The organism is Anabaena sp. FACHB-595 (genome assembly GCF_048568275.1).
GTDB lineage: Bacteria > Cyanobacteriota > Cyanobacteriia > Cyanobacteriales > Nostocaceae > Trichormus.
The window spans coordinates 1,650,184-1,672,209 of record NZ_CP183473.1 but is presented as its reverse complement, the minus strand read 5'-3'; the positions used below and the strand labels follow the sequence as shown (position 1 = coordinate 1,672,209).

The following is a 22,026-nucleotide window of genomic DNA, read 5'->3' as shown; positions in this document are numbered from 1 at the left end:
AGCAGGGTTGAGCTATAGATTCCCGACTTTTTTGAAAAGTCGGGAATCTAGATTTTCATGTGGCTGAAAAAATCACGAATTATTTATTCCAGTTTTTTAGCTTCTAATGTTTTGGGTAAATTAGCTACATCTGGTATTTCCCGAAATTCTAATTCCCAACCATTAGCTAGAGTCAGAATTTTACCTCCAGCACCATCTGTTTGTTTGACTACTACTTCTTCTAAATCTTTTTTAGGAACGTAGACCGTTAAGTTACCGGCATCATTCACTCTTAACATCACTTTCATGGTTTTCCTCGGCAGATTCTAGTTCTTTTTCTCGACAACCAACAATGATTCCTTTTTCCAAGAAATGCACGGCATAAATATAGGAACGTTGTAAGAAAGTACCTATACTAGATACGTAACCAATTTCTCCTTTTTTCGCTAAGATTTCCCCAAGGTCTCTGCCTGGAAATGTGCCATCATTTTTAATTTGTTTACGAAGCCGGACTTTTTCGCCAATCTCATAAACGGGTTCTGACTCTAACTCGTTTTCATCGCGCTGCATGAGAATACCTCTGTTCTTTGACCAAGTTCAACAGTTCTTCTGTAGTCAAACTGCGTTTTTTCTTAATTGACTGTTGGCGCACTGCATCTAAAACAGACTGGGTTTCTTCTGGGTTCAAAAAAATACCATGCTGTTCTAGCAAGTTGGAGACTGAATGTCTGCCAGAATGTTTACCTACAACTAAGCGGCGTTCCCAACCGACCTCTTCAGGTGCGAATGGTTCATAGGTATCAGGATTTTGCAGTACACCATGTGCATGAATACCTGATTCGTGAGCAAAGGTATTTTCACCAACGATCGCCTTCCAAGGTGGGACATTAGCACCGGAGGCTGCTGCTACCAGTTGGGACAACTCCAACAAACGGGGTGTGTCAATCCCCATATCAACGCCATAGATGCGTTTGATAGCCATGACGACTTCTTCTAAGGCGGCGTTACCTGCTCTTTCACCCAACCCAATCACGGTAGTATTGACAGATGAGGCTCCAGCTTTAATTCCTGCTAGGGCGTTAGCTGTCGCCATACCAAAATCATTGTGGGTATGGACTTCTACAGGAATTGTTAAAGCTGAGACAAGTAGCTTAACTTTCCCGTAAGTGGTGAAAGGATCAAGGACTCCTACTGTGTCACAGAAACGAAATCGGGATGCACCCCATTCTTGGGCGTATAATGCTACATCCAAGAGGAAGTTTTCATCAGCCCTAGAGGAATCTTCCCCACCTACTGCTACCCAAAGACCTTGATCAACTGCGAAGCTGATACAATCTTTGAGTCTTTGCAGACTTACCCGCCATTGTCCGTGGAATTTTGCGGCGATTTGAATCCCCGAAACGGGGATCGCAATATGCACTCGCTCCATCCCGCAAGCAACAGAAGCTTTGATATCTGAGATCACAGCGCGGTTCCACGCCAGAAGGTTAGCTTTTAAACCTAAGTTAGAAATGGCGCAGATCGCCCGCATTTCTTCCTCACCCATCGCCGGAATCCCCACTTCTAATTCGGGTACGCCGATGGTATCGAGAAATTTAGCGATCGCCACTTTCTCTTCTAAGGTAAAAACCACACCTGCGGCTTGTTCGCCATCACGTAATGTAGTGTCATTAATGAGAACTTTATTCATCTCAAGCGTCCCTCTTAGGAATTTTCTTAATATTCTTTTTAGGTTGAGAGTTTGTTTTTCTGCAATCACTAGTAGTGATAAATCCCTGTTTTTCACCTTGCAGGAAGAATGGTAAATGCTATAAACTCTCGTCTTTAATAATTCATCTTCATGATTTCTAAATATTAGCTAAACAATAACAATATATCTGTATGACAGAGAACTAAATTCATGTATCATTTAAGAATAAATTTGGAAAAAGTACGCGAATCTTCATAATTAATGAATGCTCACCCTAGTTGTTAGCAAGTATGCAGAAAATCTACAATATTTCCTGAATCTTGGAAAAATCTTTCTGCCACTTTATATTTATAAATAAATACTATTAAATACTATTTAAGGTTGATAAATATATTACTTTCCAGAAAAAATATATCTAAATTTCGTTATATAACCAATCTAGAATTTGCTCTAACTGCTCTAAGTTTACTAACCCATATTGCCAGAGGAGCATTGGTAGAGGCCCATTATCAAACTCCCGGTGCTTCAATGCCAAAGCCATATCCTTCTCAGATAGCTCAAGTTCATTATATAAAAAATTGAGTAATTCTATATCTTTGCTGTCAGTGGTGATCATCATATATTCAAATAGCTAATGAAGGAAATTTTGGAAATCATAAAGCTGTAGTTTTTGGTGAACTGTATTTTTCCATAATCAATGGTTTCAGGACAATTATTTGATGTGTATTCGTAAAAATCATCGTTGCATCATAATTTAGTCCTGAGACTCGATTGATTAAATATTTTAGAATAGATGAAAAAATATATGACTTTTGCTAATCATGGTTGCAATGCCAGCAACGCTCTAGCCAGTCTATTAATTCTTGACGAGGAGCTAGAAATTGCATCACAGTACTGCGGACTAAAATTGCAGTCAGCCAACTATTTATTTGCACCCGTAACGAACCATCGGCATGACAGGAACAGGGTATCATCAACTCTTGCAATCGGTGATAAATCTGCCAGCGATCGCACAATGGTATCTGCAACACTTGAGAACTACAAGGTGGTAACATAATTACTTATCTTTCGTCAACAGTTCTGGTTCCTTTGCCTGATTTGTCAGGGTTTGCAGTTTTTGTTCCAGTTGTTCGATGCGTGTCAGCAAAGAACGAATCACATCTGCTTCCACATCAGGTAACTTTCCGTGTTCCAGAGGAGAGAGATCAGTCTTAGGCTTGTGGGTGATAATCCGCCCAGGAATGCCCACAACTGTGCAATCATGGGGAACATCACGCAACACAACCGAACCTGCGCCAATCCGCGCGCGATCGCCAATTTGAATATTCCCCAAAACCTTCGCCCCCGAACCCACAACCACATGATTCCCGACGGTGGGATGACGCTTACCACTTTCCTTCCCAGTACCGCCCAGAGTCACCCCTTGATAAATTAGGGCATAATCTCCCACAATCGCCGTTTCACCAATGACAACGCCCATCCCGTGGTCGATAAACACACCTTTACCAATCACTGCACCTGGGTGAATCTCAATTCCTGTGAGAAACCTAGCCAAGTGAGAAATTAAACGTGGGAAGAAAACCACCCCACGGCGGTGTAACCAATGAGCAAAACGGTGCAAACAAATCGCGTGCAGTCCGGGGTAACAGAATATTACCTCCAACCAATTACGCGCCGCCGGGTCGCGTTCAAAAATAATCTGAAAATCACTCAACAATGGCTCTAGAAAAATGCCAGAGAGTAGATTTTTCACCAAGGATGTATGTGTCGAATCAGGTGGATTCTCGATACCGTCTAAGGACTGTTGCATCAGTACTATCTGGTTAAAAGAGCCGTGTGTTATTTTTCTGCTTATATCAGATTGCTCCAAAGCAGACAGTACATTAAATGCCGATTGGATTTATTGGATTAATTAAGCTTGTACTCAACCGCTACAAACCAGAATTGCAATAAACTTAAAAATTCTCTTGGGATATAGGTACTAGTATTTTGTGTGCAGGGGACTAGTATTTTTAGACGAGGGGTTCAGAATTTTTGTACTCGCTACAAATAACTTAATATGTAAGACTTTGATACGATTTGAGCCATATATTTTGCGATATATTAAGCTGTACTCAGCTACCCTGGAATATACAGTAGACAGGACTATAAATAAATTTTCTGTATCCCCAGTCACTATAACTATCTTATAATTTTGGCACTTAAAAAACCAAATTCTTCATTTTGTTTATAGATCCCCGAATTCTCAAAGAAGTCGGGGATCTAAAGAGGGGATCTCAAGTCGGGTAAAAAGTTCTAAACAATTTGGATGTCAGCATTTGTCAAGAAACCAGCAGGTTTGTTCTCAAGAGTGGCAAATTGCTGGGCGTTAAAGAATAAACCACCTGTATTCTGGTCAAAGCTGAACTGACTAGTGGAAGTTGCACCAAAACTAGAGCCGAGAATTTGAATCTTATCTCCTTGTTGCCAAGAAAAGTCTTTGATCACATCAATTCCTTCAGAAAGAGAGTTAAAGACAAATTTATCAGCCCCAAGTCCACCTGTGAGGGTATCAGCACCAAGCCCTCCGACTAAAGTATCATTGCCAGTGCCGCCAGTAATAGTGTCGTTACCATTACCACCGAAGACAAATGACCACATATTTGATGCGGTCAATACATTATTACCAGTAGTACCTGTGACCACTCCATAACTTCCGCCTTGTGTAAAGTTGATGACTTCTACACCCTTGAGGATGTCAGTACCGTCATTTCCATTGGTGAGGTTCTTGTCAATGACTTGCAAATCACCATTGCTCAGGAAAGAGATACCATAATCTGCATAATTTCCCGCATAAACGGCAGTATCAACACCAGCACCACCAATCAACGTATCATTGCCAGCGCCACCAATCAACGTATCATTGCCAGTACTACCATCCAAGGTATCGTTGCCAGTCCCACCAGTAATAATGTCGTTACCGCCACCACCGAAGACGAATGACCACATATTTGATGCGGTCAATACATCATTACCTGTAGTACCTGTGACCACTCCATAACTTCCGCCTTGTCTAAAGTTGATGACTTCTACACCCCTGATGGTGTCAGTACCGTCATTTCCATTGGTGAGGTTCTTGTCAATGACTTGCAAATCACCATTGCTCAGGAAAGAGATACCATAATCTGCATAATTACCGTCATAAACAACGGTGTCATAGCCAAAGCCACCATCAAGAGTATCGTTACCACCTTTACCACTCAGTTCATCATTGCCGGCTCCACCTTTGAGGATGTCATTGCCACTACCGCCTTGGAGGATATCTGCGTAATTTGTCCCAGTAATCTCAAACTTTTCAATATTGCTGTAACCAAGTATGCCAGTACCAGTCAAGCGACTGAAAATTTGAGCTTGTCCTAAATAACCGACGTGAACACCAGCACCATTGTCATACCTGCTGTAGTCTGCCCGGAGAGTATCAGTACCTGCACCGCCATCGATATTACCCTCAGTATCAATCAAGGTATCATCACCATCACCACCTTTGAGGATATCAAAACCAGTGCCACCATCAAGGGTGTCATTACCAGCACCACCACTCAGTTCATCATTGCCGGCTCCACCTTTGAGAACGTCATTGCCAACGCCGCCTTGAAGAATATCTGCGTATTTTGTCCCGGTAATCTCAAACTTTTCAATATTGCTGTAACCAAGTATGCCAGTACCAGTTTGGCGACTGAAAATCTGAGCTTGTCCTAAATAACCGACATGAACACCAGCACCATTGTCATACTTGCTGTAGTCTGCCCGGAGAGTATCAGTACCTGCACCGCCATCGATATTACCCTCAGTATCAATCAAGGTGTCATCACCATCACCGCCTTTGAGGATATCAAAACCAGCGCCACCATTGATGGTATCTTTACCTTCGCCACCTTCAATCGTGTCATTTTGACTTCCACCAGTTAGGATGTCATCTCCTCCCATGCCGGAGATTGTCCAGGCTAGACCGTCATTAGGTGCTGTGAAAATATTTTTGTTATTATCACCAGTATATGTAGGCATTGTTATTTCTCCTGTAATTTTGCAAATTCAACTGATAACCCAAGACAGGGAATCACAGTGTGTAAGGGAGTTCGGCGTTAGCTTTTGAACTCCTTGCTGAGTTACACGTTGAGGTTTTGGGTGATATGCAGTGTTTGGAAAAATAAAAGAGAAAAAATTTTCTGGTTCAGTAGCACCTATAGTCAAGTGGCTATTTTATCCAAGTTGTGGCTGTTGCTTCATCAGTTTCTATCTCCTGTTTTAGCAATTTCACTCAAACGTTGGAAAAATCGATATTTTCGTAAAGTTCGGCAATTTGAATTTGCAACTCAAAGGTGCTTAAAGAAAGGGTGACAGTGGGGTCGTCGTATTCTGAAAATAGCCACTGATTAGGGGCTGTTTTAATATGATGCTCAACGTGTATCCGGTATTGATCAATCAGCAGATATTCTTGGAAGATAGGAATTTGACGATAGGCAACAAATTTCTCACCACGGTCATAGTTTTGGGTGGACTTAGACAAGACTTCAGCAATAAAGCAAGGGTTTAGCACAGTATCTTTGCATCCGGTTTGAAGTTCTAAGGGTTTGGGCAAAACCATTACATCAGGGTAAGTATAGAGATTTGCATCGGGAATCCAGAGTCGCTGATCGACATAGAAAATCCGGTAGTTTTTGCTTTTTAGGGCAGATTTCAGCAAAATATACAAATTTCCAGCAATATCGTTGTGGTTGGGTGTCCCACCAGTCATAGGAATAATTTCTCCATCACAATATTCGTTGCGTATTTCTGAAGCGATTTCCAGTTCTAAATACTCATCAATGGTGTAACGCTTAGTCTCAGGTTGAGCAATCATGATCGGTTGACCTCCAAGGCTTTTAGTTGCTGGTTTATCCAAGTTATGGCGATCGCTTTATCCATCTCTATCGCTCGTTCTACTGCTGTTTTAGCCGTTTCTAGCTATTGTCTTGCTCGGTAAGCGTCCGTTGCTCATAGTCTGCAATGATGCTCTGAATGTCATCTGCGGCAATATCGACTTGTTCAGATTTTGTGTAAACGGTCAGCAAAATGATTCCTGTTGCTGTTTTGACGTAGTAAATTAAACGATAGCCACCGCTTTTACCTTTTTGAGTGTCACTATTTCGGACTCTCAACTTGAAGACTGTATAACCAATCCCAGGTATTTGATCTCCTGGCAATTCTCCTTGCTCAAGTTGTTCGATAACAGGTTGTATGTCATTCCGAATACTGCGATATTTCTTAGCAAGAGTGCGTATATTTCGTTTAAACGTTGGCGAAGCTTCAACTTAAATCAAAGGCTGATCAAGCATCTTCAAGACCTTCCCAAAGTTGAGCCACCGGGATAGTCTGCCCAGTCATGGCTTCTTGCCAAGCTTGCCGGAAATCTGCTAAGACTTCTGCTTGAGATTGATCATCCAGAATTTCTTCTTCTTCAGGGATTAGCACAATGACTTCTACTCGGCTATTTTTATCAGTTAAAAGCGGATGATCTAAAGTTAGTTGTCCCTGGTCGTTAATCGTTGCCATAACTTTAAGTGCTTTCATGATTATTCCCAGATTGTTTAAATGGTAGCAGTTAGGGTGATGCCTAATGCTTCAAGTTGCTGGTTTATCCAATGGGTTGCTGTTGCTTCATCAGTTTCTATCGCCTGTTCTACTCCTGTTTTAGCAATTTCTAGCAGTTGTTTGGATTTTAGTTTTAATGAAAATGATGAATTTATCTTTTCAACAAACTTTTGCTGTTGAAGTTTTGGTAAAATTGGAATTAACAAATTGGCTCAATCTGGTTGAGAAATGCTTATAATTTGAGTCTTTGAGGAGATCGGCTAATTTCATCAGGGGCTATCAAGTTGACTCTAAGAGCTGCTTCGTCATAAGAATTTAGCGTCATTGTAGTCACTGCCTGATAAATTTTTTTAATTGTCTAATAGCGATCGCACTTAAAGCCAATTTCCCAATAATACATAGGATGCCCAATGTATAGGATGCCTGTAATCGGGGTCTTTTAATAGGGAGATTTGGGCTTGGCGCAGTGCTTCTGCCTTTGTCACTTGTTTAGTTGCTAACTCTTTATAAAATTGACCAATGAGACGAGCGCCAGATTCATCGTCTAAACTCCAAAGGGAGGCTAGAGTACTGCGCGCGCCTGCTTGAATGGCTACCCCAGCTAATCCTAAAGCGGCTCTTTTGTCTCCGTCGGCGGTTTCACAAGCACTGAGAACAAGTAATTCTATCGGCTCAGGTCTATTTTGGTTTCTGTTATACAGTAAGTCTTTTAATTCATTAACTTTGACTGGTTTATCCCAAGCCAGGACAAAAGTTTCATCAACATTGGAACTAAATTGACCATGTGTTGCTAAATGCACGATGGAAAACGGTAGAGAGTCTATCTGCTTTCGTAAGGCTGCACTGGTAAAGGTTTGATTCAAGAGGACTTGACTAGGCACTTCTGACTCAATTGCTTTTAATTCATCACCCACATTGGGGAGGGAATTAAATCCGTGGCGTGCTTCTGTCAGTCCTGCAACTAAGGTTTTGAGTTGACCTTGGCGCAAAGGCCGGGGGCCTAATAACTCTAACCCAGGTGTGAGTGCCACACTGTATTTTTCAATTAAATACTGTTTGCCGTCAAATAAAGCCGCCATTGGCACGTTCCGTAGGGAACCATCTAAGACGAACACTAATGTTTGCACTTGAGTTTGAGACAGTTGTGTTTCTAGAGGTCGAATCAACCAGTCATAAACTTTCGTAGATAAATTCTTACCCTCTGGTGAGGTGAAAGGCTTTTCTAAATTTTGTCTGAGTTGGTCTAGAACTTCTTCTACTTCGTGTTGACTTATTTTGGTGGCGTAGTGGCGTAGGGTCTGCTGGGGTAAACTGACAATTACTTCCAGTCTATCTGGCAGAATAATCGGATAAATGATTGCGGCTTCTGACTGTTGAATCTGCTCAATTGGAACTATTTGACCTTGGAGACAAGCAGAGCGAAAAAAGTTGTCAAGTTCGGCTAGTTGTAGTGATTCGATGACTTGCCTAGCTTGTTTGAGTTGTTGCTGACTGGGTTCTAAGCTTTTGCCTGGATTCAATAGTAATTCTACATATTCACGATATACAGGCTCGACGGCTTCACGAAAAGAAAATTGAATATCACTGTTAATTGCTACCAAATCACTCCGCAGAGATTTCAAGGTGGTGAAGGCTACCTCATAGGCGGATGTTGCTGGCTTGATTGCGCCTTGTGCTTTTAAGATACGTCCTAATTGCCATTGCCACTGATAGGCTATTTCTGGGGCATTAATAGCTTGTGCTAGTTGCAAAGCCTGTTGAGTTAATTCTTGAGCGTTTGACCACTGTTGAGTTTGTTCATAGAGTCCAGCGAGATAGCCTAAAGCATAAGATTCAGCTTGGCGATCGCTCAAGTTTTGGGCTTGTTTAATGGCTGTGGCTAGTAGTTTAGCAGATTCGTCTACTCCCTCACCAGTCAATTTCATCAGACTTTTTGCCAAGTTAATGCTGGCGTAAATCGTCTGACGGCTGGGAGATAAATTAGTCAACTTGGGCTGAATTTGTTTCCCTAGATTTTCAGCTTGCTTGGCTTGTCCAGTTGTTATTAATATGTTCAGTTGATTGATTTGTGCTTGAATCTGCGTTAAGGTAACAGTCGCATTCGCCGCCGCTTGTTCATAATATGTTAATGCCCCTTCTTTGTCGCCTTGGGCATCAGCTGTATTACCCAAGCTGATTAAGGTTGGACTTAGTTCTGATTTTGATACATTGCCTTGATTAATTATCTGCAAACTTTGCTGCAAAACCCTCCGAGAATCGTCTAGAGCGCCTACCAATCTGAAGATATTTCCCAGACTACGCAGCCCTGTAATTTGCAATTTTTGATTTGGCTGTTGTTGTAGTCCTTGTTCCACTCCAGCTAGAGTTTTACGAGCTTGGAGGTAAAGCCCTAAAGCTTGTTGAGCTTGGGCTTGATTAATTAAGCTGCCAATTTTACCCTGTACATTTCCTGCTGTAGTATATATGGCTGTTGCCTGTTGCCAAGTGTTGAGGGCTTGTTCGGCTTTACCTTGCGCTAGCTGCCAACTTCCTTGAGTATTAAGAGCTTGGGCGAGGATAAGCTTGGCTTGTGGAGTTGTCTGTTTTGATTGTTGTATGAGGTTGAGGCTAGAGTTAATTGTCTCATTTGCCTGTTGCCACTGTCCCAATTCTTGATAAGCCAGGGAAAGGTAATTTAACAACATTGCCTGGGACAATATATTGGTTTCTGCTTTAAGTGCAGCTCGCCAAACATCCACAGCTTGAGTATATTGTTCTGCTTGGTATAGTTCTCTGCCTTGTTGAATTAACTGGGGAGTGGGGAGTGGGGATGATTGAGAAATTGAAGCTTGGACTTGATGCCATTGGGGTATAAGAGTAAAGCCCATACCTAGTAAGGCACAAAGCAGAAAAGTAAAAACTCGCCGCATAAATGTTGACAATTCAAAGTTGACAATTCAAAATTCAAAATTCAAAATTCAAAATAAATTAAGTCTTTCCCCTACACCCCCACACCCCTAAACCCCTAAACCCCTACTTAAGAACAACTAACTGGCGTGAATGAAGAATTATGAGGTGTTGTTGTGGGTGCTTGAGCTACCAGGGTAATCTTACCATCCGTACTAGTTACCCAGCCTTGGGCTTCAACTATGGGTGTGGGTGATTTTTCCCCTTGCTCCCTTGCTCCCATTCGCGTAGCATCCCGTAGGGAAGTTCGCCCGGAGGGAAACCCTCCTTGCGACTTCTCTTCCTGCTCCCCAGCTTTTTCATCGGGTAAGGCGTAGGGCTGTAAGTCTTGCCAGATGGCATCACTACTTAGGGGGTCGCTAGGCTTAGGCGGTAAACCTCCTCGTCCGGTGATGACAAATTCACTTTGTTGGCTGGCGGTTGTTTCCCCTCCACTGCGACAGGTTTGGGCAATGAGTCGGGACGCATCCACTACATTGGTGGGTAATGCCACAAGTCCGCTACCAGGGTCTACATCAGGGGTGTCAATTGTTACCTGTCCATCCAAGGAGGCGTTAGCTTGGGAAATGGCTGTGATATCGCTTGTGGGGAGCGATCGCGGATTTAATTGGCTGGGGTCTTTAGTTCCTAGTGATGCCTCTAAGTCTGCACGAGTACGGGGTGTAAAGCCTAATATACCTTGAGTTGTAATATCTATTTTCCCGCCACTACCACTAAAGGCGTTGGCGGTGATGTCGTTATTTTCTAGAGGGGCAGTCAGCAAAAATGGGGTGTTAATGATAATGTTACCGCCATCACCACCAGCCTGGGCAGTTCCCGCAGTCGTGGAAATTCTACTGTTGCGCCTGAGTAACAGTCTGTCATTGAGTTGCAGGCGAATATCACCACCAGTATTGCTTACTGTTTCCGCAGAGATAATAGATCGATTATCAAGGGTTAGTTTGCCTGTTTGGATATCAATATTACCACCAGTACCAAATCCCCCATTGCCAACAGAAGTAAATATACCTGTAGAGTTTGTCCGAGGACTACTACCATTCAGCACTACTGAATCAATGGTGTTTATTTTGATATTACCTGCATTTCCCTGTCCAAATGTTTGAGCTTTAATTTGAAAGCCATTACTCAGCAACAGTTTATGAGCAAAGATCTCAATATCACCCCCATCACCTACGGCTCCTGATAAAACCTGACTACTAATATCACCGGATACGTTACTGTTATTTCCTGAGTTCAATATCATTGCATCATTGGCAATAATTTTTATATCCCCTGCATTTCCTTGTCCAAAAGTACTGGCATCTAAAAAACCACCGTTAGTTAATGTCATTTGACCCGTATTGATGTCAATATTACCGCCTGTACCTTGAGCATTAGCTCTGACTAGGCTGAGAATACCACTAGGAAAATTTTCTCGCAGTGGGCTAGAGCCATCAATGTTTATCGCATTAGTTGTAATTTTGATGTTACCAGCGTTACCTCTGGCATCGGTGCTAGTTGTAATTTGCCCACCATTAGTTAAAGCAATAATCCGGCTAATAATGTCAATGTTGCCACCATTGCCTTGAGCGTTGTCATCCGTTGCCGCAGTAATTCCACTAGCAAAGCCAGTGATGGGGCTAACCCCATCGGCTATAAACATATCTGCAATGATTTGAATGTTACCTGCATTGCCTATACCTCTAGTGCCGCTACTGATAGCAGCACCATTGAATAGAGACAATTTACCTGTAGTTACATTAATATTACCACCTGCTGTGGTATCAGGAAAGGCTTGACTAATAATTGCTGTATCATAACCATCAAGAACAATTGCATCACTGGCATTAATCATCACATTACCGCTTGTTCCTCTGCCCGTAGTAGCGGTACTGACACGAGCAGAATTCTCAATCGTCAGCGATCGCGTGGTAATATTCACATTTCCTCCAGCACCTGAGTCTTGAGAGCGACTGGCTACACCACCGGGAATACCTGTATTACTTATACCACTCAAGAAAATGCGATCGCTCGCGTGGATGGTGACGTTTCCTGCTTTCCCTGCACCAAAAGTAATAGCGATTACCTGAGAGCCTTTTTCTGCTGAGAGTTTGCCTGTGGTAATCTGGATATCGCCCCCTTTACCGATACTTCCTGGCCAAACCTGGCTAGTTATGCCCCCAGCAGATCCATTACTGGGAACACCTTCTAGAAAAATATTGTTGGCAGTAATTTTTAAATTGCCACCATTAGAGATGTTTTCATTGATGACAGTGATGTTTGCCCCATTAGTTAAAAAGAGGGAATCGGCTGTAATCTCAATATCACCTCCAGTCAGAGGGGAACCTGTCTCAGTATTAGCCCTGCTTTGACTGCTAATAAAACCGGTTGCTACCGAAATATTGGCATTACTCTTGAGTGTGATGTTACCACCCAACCAGCCCCTGGAAAGTAGCAATTGAGGGCTGATATTACCCTGAGCGATCATAGTGATGTCGCCACCATTACCTTGCCTAAAGGAAGATGTGTCGGCGATGTTGACGGCGATATTACCGCGCGAGTTCATAAATAGGGAAGTCCCTTGGAATGAATCTCTGGCATCAATGATGTTGACTCGAATATTTCCGCTTAGAGTAGGATTAGCTTGATATTGATTAGTTAAGAAGATCTTCCCGCCCTGACCTCCAACAAAATCAAAAACCCTGATATTGCCAAGATTAATGTCGGCACTTGTGGCATTGTTGAAGCTGGGTAGAGAAGAAAGCTGTCCCAAGCTGCTATTTCCTGGTAGGTTCTGCCAATTAATTCCCGCCCGGATGTCTAAGGTAGAATCAGTACTACCACTAATATTAACGGTGTTACCATCGGATAGGGTGACAGTTTCGGCGATCGCACTGCTGAGGTTATCTGGACGAAAAATTATCACATTACCAGGAATTTCTACCTTACCGCCAGCGAGAATGTGTAGGGAAGCTCCAGTAAAGCTCGCCAGGGAAACATCACCATTAGACCTAATTATCGGATCATCGGGACTAAATAACCCCCCCAAATTACCATCTAACTTCTCAATGCGAAAATTTCCCCTACTCCAATAATGGGCATCGCCATCAATGTCGCTCAGGGAACGAAGAATCATATCTCCACCCGAAAATAAGCCACTATCGGGATGATTGAGGGCAAAAATATTTACCGATTGATTACCTTGAATCAGTAATTTTTCCTTCGCCGCCGCTATCAACGGACTGGCGATGGTATCACGCATCTGAATTTGATTTCTGGCGTTTAATGTCAAATCTTGTCCTGCTTGCAAACTTCCCTGCAAGTCTAGGTTGTTGGCAGATAAGATGAGATTCTGCCCTACTGCCAAATTTCCTCTATTAGTAATAGTTCCTATTTCTGTTCCTAACTGTAAACCTGGTTGGAGATTAATATTTAATAAAGGCGGTATTTCAGGTTTGGTCGCGCTGTACACAAAGCCATTACCCAACGTTAAACTATCAACTGTACTGGCTACAAAGGAACCTGCTATATCTAATCGGGCATTTTGTCCAAATACAATGCCGTTGGGATTAATCAGAAACAAATTGGCATTACCTAAAACCCCCAAGGTTCCCAAAATATCAGAACGATTGTTCCCCGTGACGCGTGTGAGGATGTTTTTGATTCCGGCAGGGTTGGAGAAGTAAACCCTCTGCCCTTCACCAATACTAAATTCTTGAAAGCTATGGAAGAGCTTTGTTCCCCGGACTGCACCACCATCGATAATATCCCCGATCGCCCCTTTAACACTAACGCCTTGGTTTAATATGGATGCTTCACTTCCCAATGTGGTATCAGTTTTTATTTCCGCGAGGACGTGGTTTCCGGCAAAAATCACCGAACCAATTACCAAAAGGGCTAATCCAATGGTGTTTCTCGTATTAGTGGGGTACATCTCTTTGCGACTAGGGGTTAGAGGCTAGAATTTACCTCATGTCATAGTAGTCGTCAGTATTACACAAACTAGTACTAATTAAAAAGAGTGGGAGATATGGCAAGAAATAAGGAGAGCCACTTGCGTAACTCTCCTGGTTATTAGGGTGCATATAATACATTCATAATAACCGCTTAGTTGTAATTATCGACACCCACTTTTTTGTACTTTATGTAAAACTATTGTGAAAAAATGACTGACAAAATACTTGTGTTAGCCATTTAGTTTATTTTCTACCAATTCGTTGGTGAGTTTGGGGTCAGCGCGTTTATTTGTCTTTTTCAGCACTTGCCCGACAAAGAAACCCTTAAGATTGATGTTACCGTTGCGGTACTTTTCCAGTTCTTTGGGGTTAGCTGCTATCACTTCATCAACGATGGGTTCCAAAACACTGGGGTCGCTGATGAGTTCTTGACCTGCAAAGGCTTTTTCCGGGGATAATCCCGTGAGTAACTCTGGTAACTTTTGTTTAGCTTGAGCGTTGCTAATTTTGCCAGTCTCAATCCGGGTAATCACATCGGCTAAGTTAGCGGGAGTTAAGCCGATTTCTGTAATGCTGAGTTTTTGTTTGTTGAGATAGGCGGCGATATCTTGGGTAATCCAGTTAGCGGCTGCTTTGGGATTTGCCCCAGATGCGATCGCTACTTCAAAATATTGAGATACAATGACATCTTCTGTCAGCACGCGGGTATCGTAAGCCGACAAACCCAATTCGTTTTCGTAACGATGGCGTTTTTGGGCTGGTAGTTCTGGTAATTCACTACGCCATTGACTCAGTTGTGCTTCTGTTACCTCAATGGGTGCTAAATCCGGTTCGGGGAAGTAGCGATAATCGCTAGAACCTTCTTTAATTCGCATACTAATTGTGCGTTGTGAACCTTCTTCCCACAGTCGCGTTTCTTGAATAATCTTTTCCCCTGACTCTATCGCTTCTATTTGCCGTTCAATTTCGTGTTCAATGGCTTTTTGAATGGCGCTGAAGGAGTTCATGTTTTTAATTTCTACCTTCGTGCCGAACTTTTCCTGTCCTACAGGACGCACAGATATATTCACATCACAGCGCAGAGAACCTTCCTGCATATTGCCATCACTGACACCGAGATAACGCATCACCCGGCGTAATTCTTGGGCATATTCAGCAGCTTCTTGCCCAGTGCGGATGTCTGGTTCCGAGACAATTTCTACCAATGGCACACCCGCACGGTTGTAGTCTACCAGAGAATAGGTAGAACCAGAGATGCGATCGCTCCCTGCGTGTACCAGTTTCCCTGCGTCTTCTTCCATGTGCAGACGGGTAATCCCTATCCGCTTACGTTTTGGGTTACCATCGGCATCTAATAACTCAATTTCTAACCAGCCATGTTCAGCTATGGGTAAGTCATATTGAGAAATTTGATAATTTTTCGGTAAATCAGGATAAAAATACTGTTTACGGTCAAATTTACTATATTTAGCAATTTGGCAATTCAACGCCAAACCTGCTTTAACAGCGTATTCTAAGACTTTTTCGTTAAGTACAGGCAAAACACCAGGTAAGCCCATACACACCGGGTCAATGTTCGTATTAGGGTCAGCCCCGAACGCTGTTGAGCTACTAGAGAAAATTTTGGTATTCGTACTCAGCTGACAATGGGTTTCTAGACCGATAATCGCTTCGTACTCAGTTTTTACGGTCGTAGCAGAAGTCATAAAATCAATAGTTCAAGCAATTTACACGTAGATTACTATTTTAGCCTCGCATCGACAATTTCTTTGCTTCCTGTGTCAGCCAGAACCTGGGCTTAAATCTTTTGTTATACTAATCCTCTAAAATTCAGCAACAGTTCCCATAAGTTAGGGAGTTATTACAATAATTTTCTCAATAAAATAGGTAAGTCTAAATATCAGACTTTTATTGTTGAAATATTTATCTGAGAGTCGTAGCATAACACACTAAAACTTCTGGAAACAGTAGGTTAGGCTTGCCTTAATGCACTTCAACAAAACTGAAATTTATAGGTAAGCTTGTGTCTGATTTAGAACTGCACAAATATCTCCCCAAACTTCCCGAAACAGCACTACAAGAATTTACAGAATGGTGTGTTGTAGAGCAGTCGAGAGCCGCAGGTATAGAATTTATCCCTGATAAAACTAAGTTAGAAAAATTAATACCCAATGAGTATATCTGGCAAATTATTGACCAGTTCATGAAAGCGAAACCAGACCCAATTAAAGCAGGTCTAGTATCAGCGATCGCTGGACAAGAAGCCGATAGTCATGGTTTGGTAGGTTCAGCAATTATGGTTGATTTTATATCGCTTTATGTTAAGTATCTAATTCCAGAGAATGGCAATACACCAGAAGAAGCGAAACAATTAATTTTGGAAGCCGCTATTCAGCAGTACGAAAAGCTTTCTGAGCTTGCCGATAAATATAATGTCAAGTTCTAATTAATTAGGACTTACGCACCCAGTTTTTCTGTTGAGACTGGGTGTAAGGGGGGATAAAAAGTTTTTAGGGCTAGGTTATTAGACTTATGTGTACACAGTAGCCCCACCACAGACAGTCCCTGTTCCCTGTTGCCAGTTAAGATAACTGTCTTAAGTTTAGAGGAATCAGACTATAGGTATTTTTCTGAATTTATCATTACTTGATTATACAAATCGTGTTTCTTAATTATGAGAATAACTTTGCAGAAACCGGAAGTGATTCATGTATGAAAAATAGATATTCTTGTCATTAACAGCAAAGTTGATTACCTCAAAAAATTATAAATAAGTAGCCAACTTTGCAGACAAATCACATAATGAGACTTTTCACTATGACTCACAAATTCCTTACTGATATGTCTGAAGCACAACAACAAATTGTCTCTGGGGGGAGTGATTACACATTTAATAGCAGCTACTCTGCTGAGAGACAAGTGAATTTCCAAGGATCATCAAACTCCAATAATCAAGGCAGTAATAGTCAATCTCAAGGCAACGTAAGTGAGGTTACTAGCTATTCAAAAGAATGGTCAGGGCTGGGTGTGCCATTACTACCTATGATTGGTTTCTGGAATTTACCGTATATCTTTTAGAGATTCTTTGATATGAGAATCCGGTTTGATTGGTAAACCTATTTAGGTATTTTTAGGGTGGGCATTGCCCATCCTATATCTAATTCAAATACTGATAAATAAGCAGGCGGATGTGAATATTTATTCTTGGGGTTAGGCAGGATAAAAAACAAGGTTTTAGGCTAGATTATGTGAAAAAAAGAGCTAGAAAAATGCTCCTATGTCTTGTTTAGAATAGCTTAAACAAGAGCGATCGCTAAGATTACACTATAAAATGGTCATGAACACAGAAAAATACTAGTAGTTTTCTGTTTGGATAATACAACACTCACATTCTGGCAAATTATGTACCCAAAGAATTTGAACATCATCAAATAGGGGAACTTCGACTTGCCACCACGTTCCACCCCGTAGACGACGATACCAACGGTGTTTCGATAGGGTTAAATCTATAATCTCCATAGGATAATTAGTTTTTGAGAAACGAGAGGGGAGTTTTTGACGGATTAATCATCTATTATTACCAATATTGATTGATGGTTGTCATTACAGGATACTGCTATTTTTTGTAGATTTTCTTCCGTCACTTCATCTGCCGGAAATAGGCTTTCAATTCTTAATTCTTGTAAGGTTATATCATGGGGTGTTCCTAAGGTAGCAATTGTCGAAAAGAAGCTCAGGCTCAATCCATTTTTGACAAACTGCAATGTTAGTAATGGTACTTGCCACGTGCAGGTGTGAGATATTTGCCACAAGCGAGGAATATCTGGATAGGTTTGTAGTTCTTGGAAAAGGTTTATAGAGTCTTGACTACAACCTTCCGCTAAGGTTTCCCGATATACTCGTTGAATCAGATGGTTAGCGATTTCTTCCCAATTAGCAATAAAAGGTTTTAATCCCTGAGGATGAAACATAAATCGCATCAAATTAAATTTGCCGTTGCTATCAAGCAGATTTTGTAGCTGTTGGGTTGGAACTAACCAATTGATTAGTCGCTGCGCTGCTGTATTACTTTGAATCAGATTCCAGTATCTATCCATTACCAGTGCTGGATATGGTTCTTGTTGTCGCAAAATAAAATCTAAAGCTTTGCGGATAGGTTCAATTTCTGATGCTGATAAATCACTTTCGGAATAAATTGGCGCAAAACCCGCAGATGTCAGCATCATGTTTTGGTAACGCAACGGAACATCTAAAACAGTAGCGAGTTGCAAAATCATATCCCGACTTGGTTTTGCTCTACCTGATTCCAGAAAGCTGATGTGTCTCTGAGAGACTTCACTGGCTACAGCCAAATCGAGTTGACTAAAACTGCGTTGATTCCGCCAGTGTTTTAGCAGATTACCAAAGGATGTATCACGGTTGGTAGTACTTTGCATTTGTGGCGTTCGCTTATCTGATAATTTTGATTACCTGACAGGTAATTGTGTTTATTATCTGCGTTGTTCATAATCAAAGCAACAAGATTGATGAAGCAAGTAAACCTATGTACAACCAACCTTATTTACAACCGTCTAAATCCCAAAAACTTCTGTCGATAAAATCAATTTACTTACTCTTAGCAGTTATTGGTTTTATTGTACCTTGGAGTTTGTTGTTAGAATTTATCATTCAGCATGGTTTGTATACACAGTTTTTCTTTCAGCAAGCATTTGCTAATAATGTCTCGACTACTTTTGTCGTAGATTTATTATTGTCTACAGACGTTTTTTTGTTTTTCGCATTTATAGAACTAAAAAGACTGGGATTTTCACGCCGTTGGTTATTACTATACTTTGTGCTTACTTTAGCATCTGGTTTATGTTGTTCCCTGCCTTTGTTTTTATATTTCCGTGAACAAGCTTTGGAAAAAAAAGTGTAGGATTAAAACAAATTCGCAATCCGCAATAAATGGTGATAATATCTGTGGTAATTGGTAACTGATAATTGGTATATGTTTTTGGTGGGCAATGCCCACCCTGAAAATACTATATGGGTTATTACCAATTACTCACACGAATTTGATGATTTAGCGCCGACGCTTCGCAAATATGAATAGAGCGATCGCACTCACACCTAAAAGCCACCCCCCTGATGGTTCAGGTACGCTGACTTTCAACGGGTTATTGGGTTTAGAAAGGTTTTCTTTACCATTTTCAACTTTACGATCAAAGCGATCGCTTGCGGCTTCTGCTTCTTTGAGTAACTGTCTTTGTTCATCGTTGACTAATACCAACATCGAAGAATAAGGGCTGACAATCTTATACTTTTTGGCTACAGCGTGAATTGCATCCAAACTTTTGAGGTTGTCTAATTTAATTTGTTTACTCAAGCCTAAAATTAATTGTCTGGCGGCTAATGGTAATAAATCATCTTGCTGGTTATTAGTTGTAACTGCTGTGTCTAATGTCTGCAAATACCAAGCATAACCATTGACAACGGTAACAACAGAATCACCTAAAATTGATTTGGTGGCAATTCGTTGCAGCACCTCGGCAATATCAACAGCAACTCCACCACCGCTATCTTGTAATGATTTAATGATGCCATCGTTATAGGCTCCAGGCAATCCACCTAAATGCACCATCCACAAAGGTGCAGGTGTAGCAGGGACGGTTTTATTGTTCTTTGACAACTCATAACTACCTTCATCACTCAACAATAAAACAGCATCATAAGCTGTATCTCCACGCAAATTATTAAACTGTGCCAACATTTCTTGGGGTTGAATTGTACCGTAGAAGGCTACTTTTTCGGGTTGGAATTGTTGGAGATTATCTAATCGTGTGGGTGTAGCGCCTGGAGAAACACTGATATATAAATCAGCATCGTTGTTTGTCAAATCATTATCTGCAAAACCGTGTTGTTTCAACCAAGATAATGTTTGTGTCAATTCTTTGATATGTTCTCCCATACTACGGGAAGTGTCGAGAACTAAGGCGACGCGCTGATTTTTAGGCAAAGTGTAATCTTTGTTAGATAAGGGTTTAGCTAATATTTTGTATCCTTCATCTAAACTCACCTCATGTAGTGCAGGCTGAATTTTCTGGCTGGCGGGGATGAATTCTTCTAACCAAGCATTTTCTTTAAAACCTATTTCTTTACCGTTGCGGATACGCTTGGTTTGATTAGTCCAGAATATATTACGTCTTTCCCCTAAATCTGGCATTGCCCAACCTTTATCTTGTCCCAGCACCTTGTAAGTTAACCATAGGTTCATTTCTGTAGGGAGTGGTGGTTGTCCTTCTATTTGTTGTACGTTGTTGGGAGGAATGGGAAAAGCCCGTAAACGATAATGTCTGGGCCCTACTTGTTCTAATAAAGCTGGATCGACCGGACGCTCACGCCTAACTTGAGAATTATAAACTTTTTGGGCAGCACCACGAGGAGAGACGACAAAATTAAAGCGTTGGTCTAATTTATTGGTATCTCCCAACCATAAGCCGGTAATTACAGCACTTTCTGGCAAAGAGAAGGAGTAGAAAACTTCCTGAACTTCTGGTGTTTGGTTTTTATAAACTTCGTACAATTCCACATCAGCCCAATCACCATGTTCTTTCACTGTGACTTGTTGTGATGCCAACAAAACTTTTTTCTCGTTGATATTTAATAAACCTGCTTTAACTTCCTGCTCGTTAAAAGTAGATTGTACTGCATGACTAACGGCTGTTTTTTCGGCTTTTTGTAGAGGTGTGTCAAAAAATTCCGCGTAGAGTTTTTCTGCCTTAGCAACATCTTTGTCGGAACCATTATATAAAAATGGTGACATCAAAAAATTATAGGTTTCTTGCAATCCATCAGCCGCCGTCTTCTCCAAACCTAAGACATGACGATACATAGCGCTGATATGATTATTTTCTTCCCTGCTACTGAGGTAGCGATAAGAAGATAAATAAGCGTTAAGTAATCCTGTGCGGATTTGTTCTGATTTAGTTATGAGGGTTTGGCGATCGCTATCATTTTTCGGCGCATTAGCTAACAGTGAAAAAGCCATTACTTGGGGCTGTTGTTGCAAGGATAAAAAAGTAACAGCAAACGCCACAATAACTGCACTAGCGCCAGCAAATGCCTTTTTATTTCCATGCTCCGAAGCAAAAGCTTTTAAAATTTTTGCTCCTGAGTGTACATACATTGCTGTTAATGCCGATGGCATTAAAATAAATAATGTAGCGCTAAAAGCAAGAACAATTAACCACATAGAAATTATGAACAAACCACCCACAAAGGCTGTGTGATATAAGATATTCCATAATGGAATTACCCATTCAAATTTCACCAATTCCTGCAACAAAAATACTGCTAAAGGCAAAGCGTAAAATAACAACACTGCGCCTGCATAAATGCCGAATACCAGCATTAATGTATGGGCTAACATTTGTACCCATTGCAAACCAATTTTGCGCCGAGAAGCATAACCCCAAAATAGTTCTCCCGCAAAAGCAGCAATACAAACACCCATCGTCAGTAAAATTTGGCTACTAGCAGGGGTGAGTTCTCGAATCAAAAACAAGCGCAATAAACACAAGACAAATAGTGGGGCTTCTACACCATAAAATAGGCGGATTAGTTTTACAGGTTGTTGAAGAAAACACCAGCCACCGATAATACTGGAAATTGTGGGAACGGCAATTAAAGTAACTAAAGCTAAGGAAAATTCAATTGGTATATCACCCCTAGCGGTTGCCAGAACTAATGGCACACCGACAAATGGTAATATCCCTAAGTAAACTAATGATAAAAATGTCAGGTTCCAGAGCCAGAAAATTCCCTCAAAACTTGCATTCCAAAACGATTTCACAGGTTTACTCCTCCTACCGTCCATTATAGATA

At 41.3% G+C, this 22,026-nt stretch carries 20 protein-coding genes; 3 read left to right on the top strand and 17 right to left on the bottom strand.

Annotated elements, in window-relative coordinates:
- Positions 1-83: 83 nt before the first annotated feature.
- The 14 genes from nifT to gatB all read right to left on the bottom strand — a co-directional run bounded on the left by nifT (position 84) and on the right by gatB (position 15,866).
- Positions 84-287, bottom strand: a complete 204-nt coding sequence (nifT, locus tag ACN222_RS07000; RefSeq protein WP_010995581.1) for a putative nitrogen fixation protein NifT — start codon at positions 285-287, stop codon at positions 84-86.
- Entirely contained in the window at positions 262-549 is a 288-nt protein-coding gene (locus ACN222_RS06995; protein WP_010995580.1) for a nitrogen fixation protein NifZ, read from the bottom strand. The genes nifT and ACN222_RS06995 overlap by 26 nt, the downstream gene beginning before the upstream one ends.
- Positions 536-1,669, bottom strand: a complete 1,134-nt coding sequence (nifV, locus tag ACN222_RS06990) for a homocitrate synthase (protein ID WP_010995579.1) — start codon at positions 1,667-1,669, stop codon at positions 536-538. Before nifV ends, ACN222_RS06995 begins: the two co-directional genes overlap by 14 nt.
- 415 nt (positions 1,670-2,084) lie before the next feature.
- On the bottom strand, positions 2,085-2,288 hold the full coding sequence (locus ACN222_RS06985; protein WP_010995578.1) for a DUF2949 domain-containing protein: 204 nt from the start codon (positions 2,286-2,288) through the stop codon (positions 2,085-2,087).
- 196 nt (positions 2,289-2,484) lie between these two features.
- On the bottom strand, positions 2,485-2,724 hold the full coding sequence (locus ACN222_RS06980; protein WP_010995577.1) for an Asr1405/Asl0597 family protein: 240 nt from the start codon (positions 2,722-2,724) through the stop codon (positions 2,485-2,487).
- Between the two features lie 2 nt (positions 2,725-2,726).
- A complete protein-coding gene (cysE, locus tag ACN222_RS06975; RefSeq protein WP_010995576.1) occupies positions 2,727-3,479 on the bottom strand; it encodes a serine O-acetyltransferase in 753 nt (250 codons plus the stop codon).
- 485 nt (positions 3,480-3,964) lie between these two features.
- On the bottom strand, positions 3,965-5,713 hold the full coding sequence (locus ACN222_RS06970; protein WP_044520928.1) for a calcium-binding protein: 1,749 nt from the start codon (positions 5,711-5,713) through the stop codon (positions 3,965-3,967).
- 253 nt (positions 5,714-5,966) lie between these two features.
- Positions 5,967-6,548 carry a Uma2 family endonuclease gene (locus ACN222_RS06965; RefSeq protein ID WP_010995573.1) on the bottom strand — a complete coding sequence of 194 codons (582 nt, stop codon included), beginning with the start codon at positions 6,546-6,548 and terminating at the stop codon, positions 5,967-5,969.
- Positions 6,549-6,648: 100 nt separating this feature from the next.
- Positions 6,649-6,969 carry a type II toxin-antitoxin system RelE/ParE family toxin gene (locus ACN222_RS06960; RefSeq protein WP_231865552.1) on the bottom strand — a complete coding sequence of 107 codons (321 nt, stop codon included), beginning with the start codon at positions 6,967-6,969 and terminating at the stop codon, positions 6,649-6,651.
- A 46-nt stretch (positions 6,970-7,015) separates the two neighbouring features.
- Complete coding sequence (locus tag ACN222_RS06955; RefSeq protein ID WP_010995571.1) at positions 7,016-7,258, bottom strand: hypothetical protein; 243 nt, start codon at positions 7,256-7,258, stop codon at positions 7,016-7,018.
- Positions 7,259-7,275: 17 nt separating this feature from the next.
- Positions 7,276-7,485 carry a hypothetical protein gene (locus ACN222_RS06950; protein WP_044520926.1) on the bottom strand — a complete coding sequence of 70 codons (210 nt, stop codon included), beginning with the start codon at positions 7,483-7,485 and terminating at the stop codon, positions 7,276-7,278.
- A 168-nt stretch (positions 7,486-7,653) separates the two neighbouring features.
- Entirely contained in the window at positions 7,654-10,188 is a 2,535-nt protein-coding gene (locus ACN222_RS06945; RefSeq protein ID WP_010995570.1) for a CHAT domain-containing protein, read from the bottom strand.
- 107 nt (positions 10,189-10,295) lie between these two features.
- Complete coding sequence (locus ACN222_RS06940) at positions 10,296-14,138, bottom strand: filamentous hemagglutinin N-terminal domain-containing protein (protein WP_010995569.1); 3,843 nt, start codon at positions 14,136-14,138, stop codon at positions 10,296-10,298.
- A 252-nt stretch (positions 14,139-14,390) separates the two neighbouring features.
- Positions 14,391-15,866, bottom strand: a complete 1,476-nt coding sequence (gene gatB / locus ACN222_RS06935; RefSeq protein ID WP_010995568.1) for an Asp-tRNA(Asn)/Glu-tRNA(Gln) amidotransferase subunit GatB — start codon at positions 15,864-15,866, stop codon at positions 14,391-14,393.
- Positions 15,867-16,183: 317 nt separating this feature from the next.
- On the opposite strand from gatB, the gene ACN222_RS06930 reads away from it, so the two are divergent.
- Together ACN222_RS06930 and ACN222_RS06925 are read left to right on the top strand one after the other, a co-directional pair.
- On the top strand, positions 16,184-16,606 hold the full coding sequence (locus ACN222_RS06930) for a hypothetical protein (protein WP_010995567.1): 423 nt from the start codon (positions 16,184-16,186) through the stop codon (positions 16,604-16,606).
- 371 nt (positions 16,607-16,977) lie between these two features.
- Complete coding sequence (locus ACN222_RS06925; protein WP_126987483.1) at positions 16,978-17,238, top strand: CTB family bacteriocin; 261 nt, start codon at positions 16,978-16,980, stop codon at positions 17,236-17,238.
- 276 nt (positions 17,239-17,514) lie between these two features.
- Here ACN222_RS06925 and ACN222_RS06920 read toward each other — a convergent pair whose 3' ends face one another.
- Positions 17,515-17,679, bottom strand: a complete 165-nt coding sequence (locus ACN222_RS06920; protein WP_010995565.1) for a hypothetical protein — start codon at positions 17,677-17,679, stop codon at positions 17,515-17,517.
- A gap of 44 nt (positions 17,680-17,723) precedes the next feature.
- Entirely contained in the window at positions 17,724-18,596 is an 873-nt protein-coding gene (locus ACN222_RS06915; protein WP_010995564.1) for a helix-turn-helix domain-containing protein, read from the bottom strand.
- A gap of 107 nt (positions 18,597-18,703) precedes the next feature.
- On the opposite strand from ACN222_RS06915, the gene ACN222_RS06910 reads away from it, so the two are divergent.
- The gene (locus tag ACN222_RS06910) at positions 18,704-19,078 is read left to right on the top strand and encodes a DUF2834 domain-containing protein (RefSeq protein WP_044520921.1); all 375 of its coding nucleotides are present in this window, start codon (positions 18,704-18,706) and stop codon (positions 19,076-19,078) included.
- 147 nt (positions 19,079-19,225) lie between these two features.
- Here ACN222_RS06910 and ACN222_RS06905 read toward each other — a convergent pair whose 3' ends face one another.
- Complete coding sequence (locus ACN222_RS06905) at positions 19,226-21,994, bottom strand: TIGR02921 family PEP-CTERM protein (RefSeq protein ID WP_044522818.1); 2,769 nt, start codon at positions 21,992-21,994, stop codon at positions 19,226-19,228.
- Positions 21,995-22,026 lie beyond the last annotated feature (32 nt).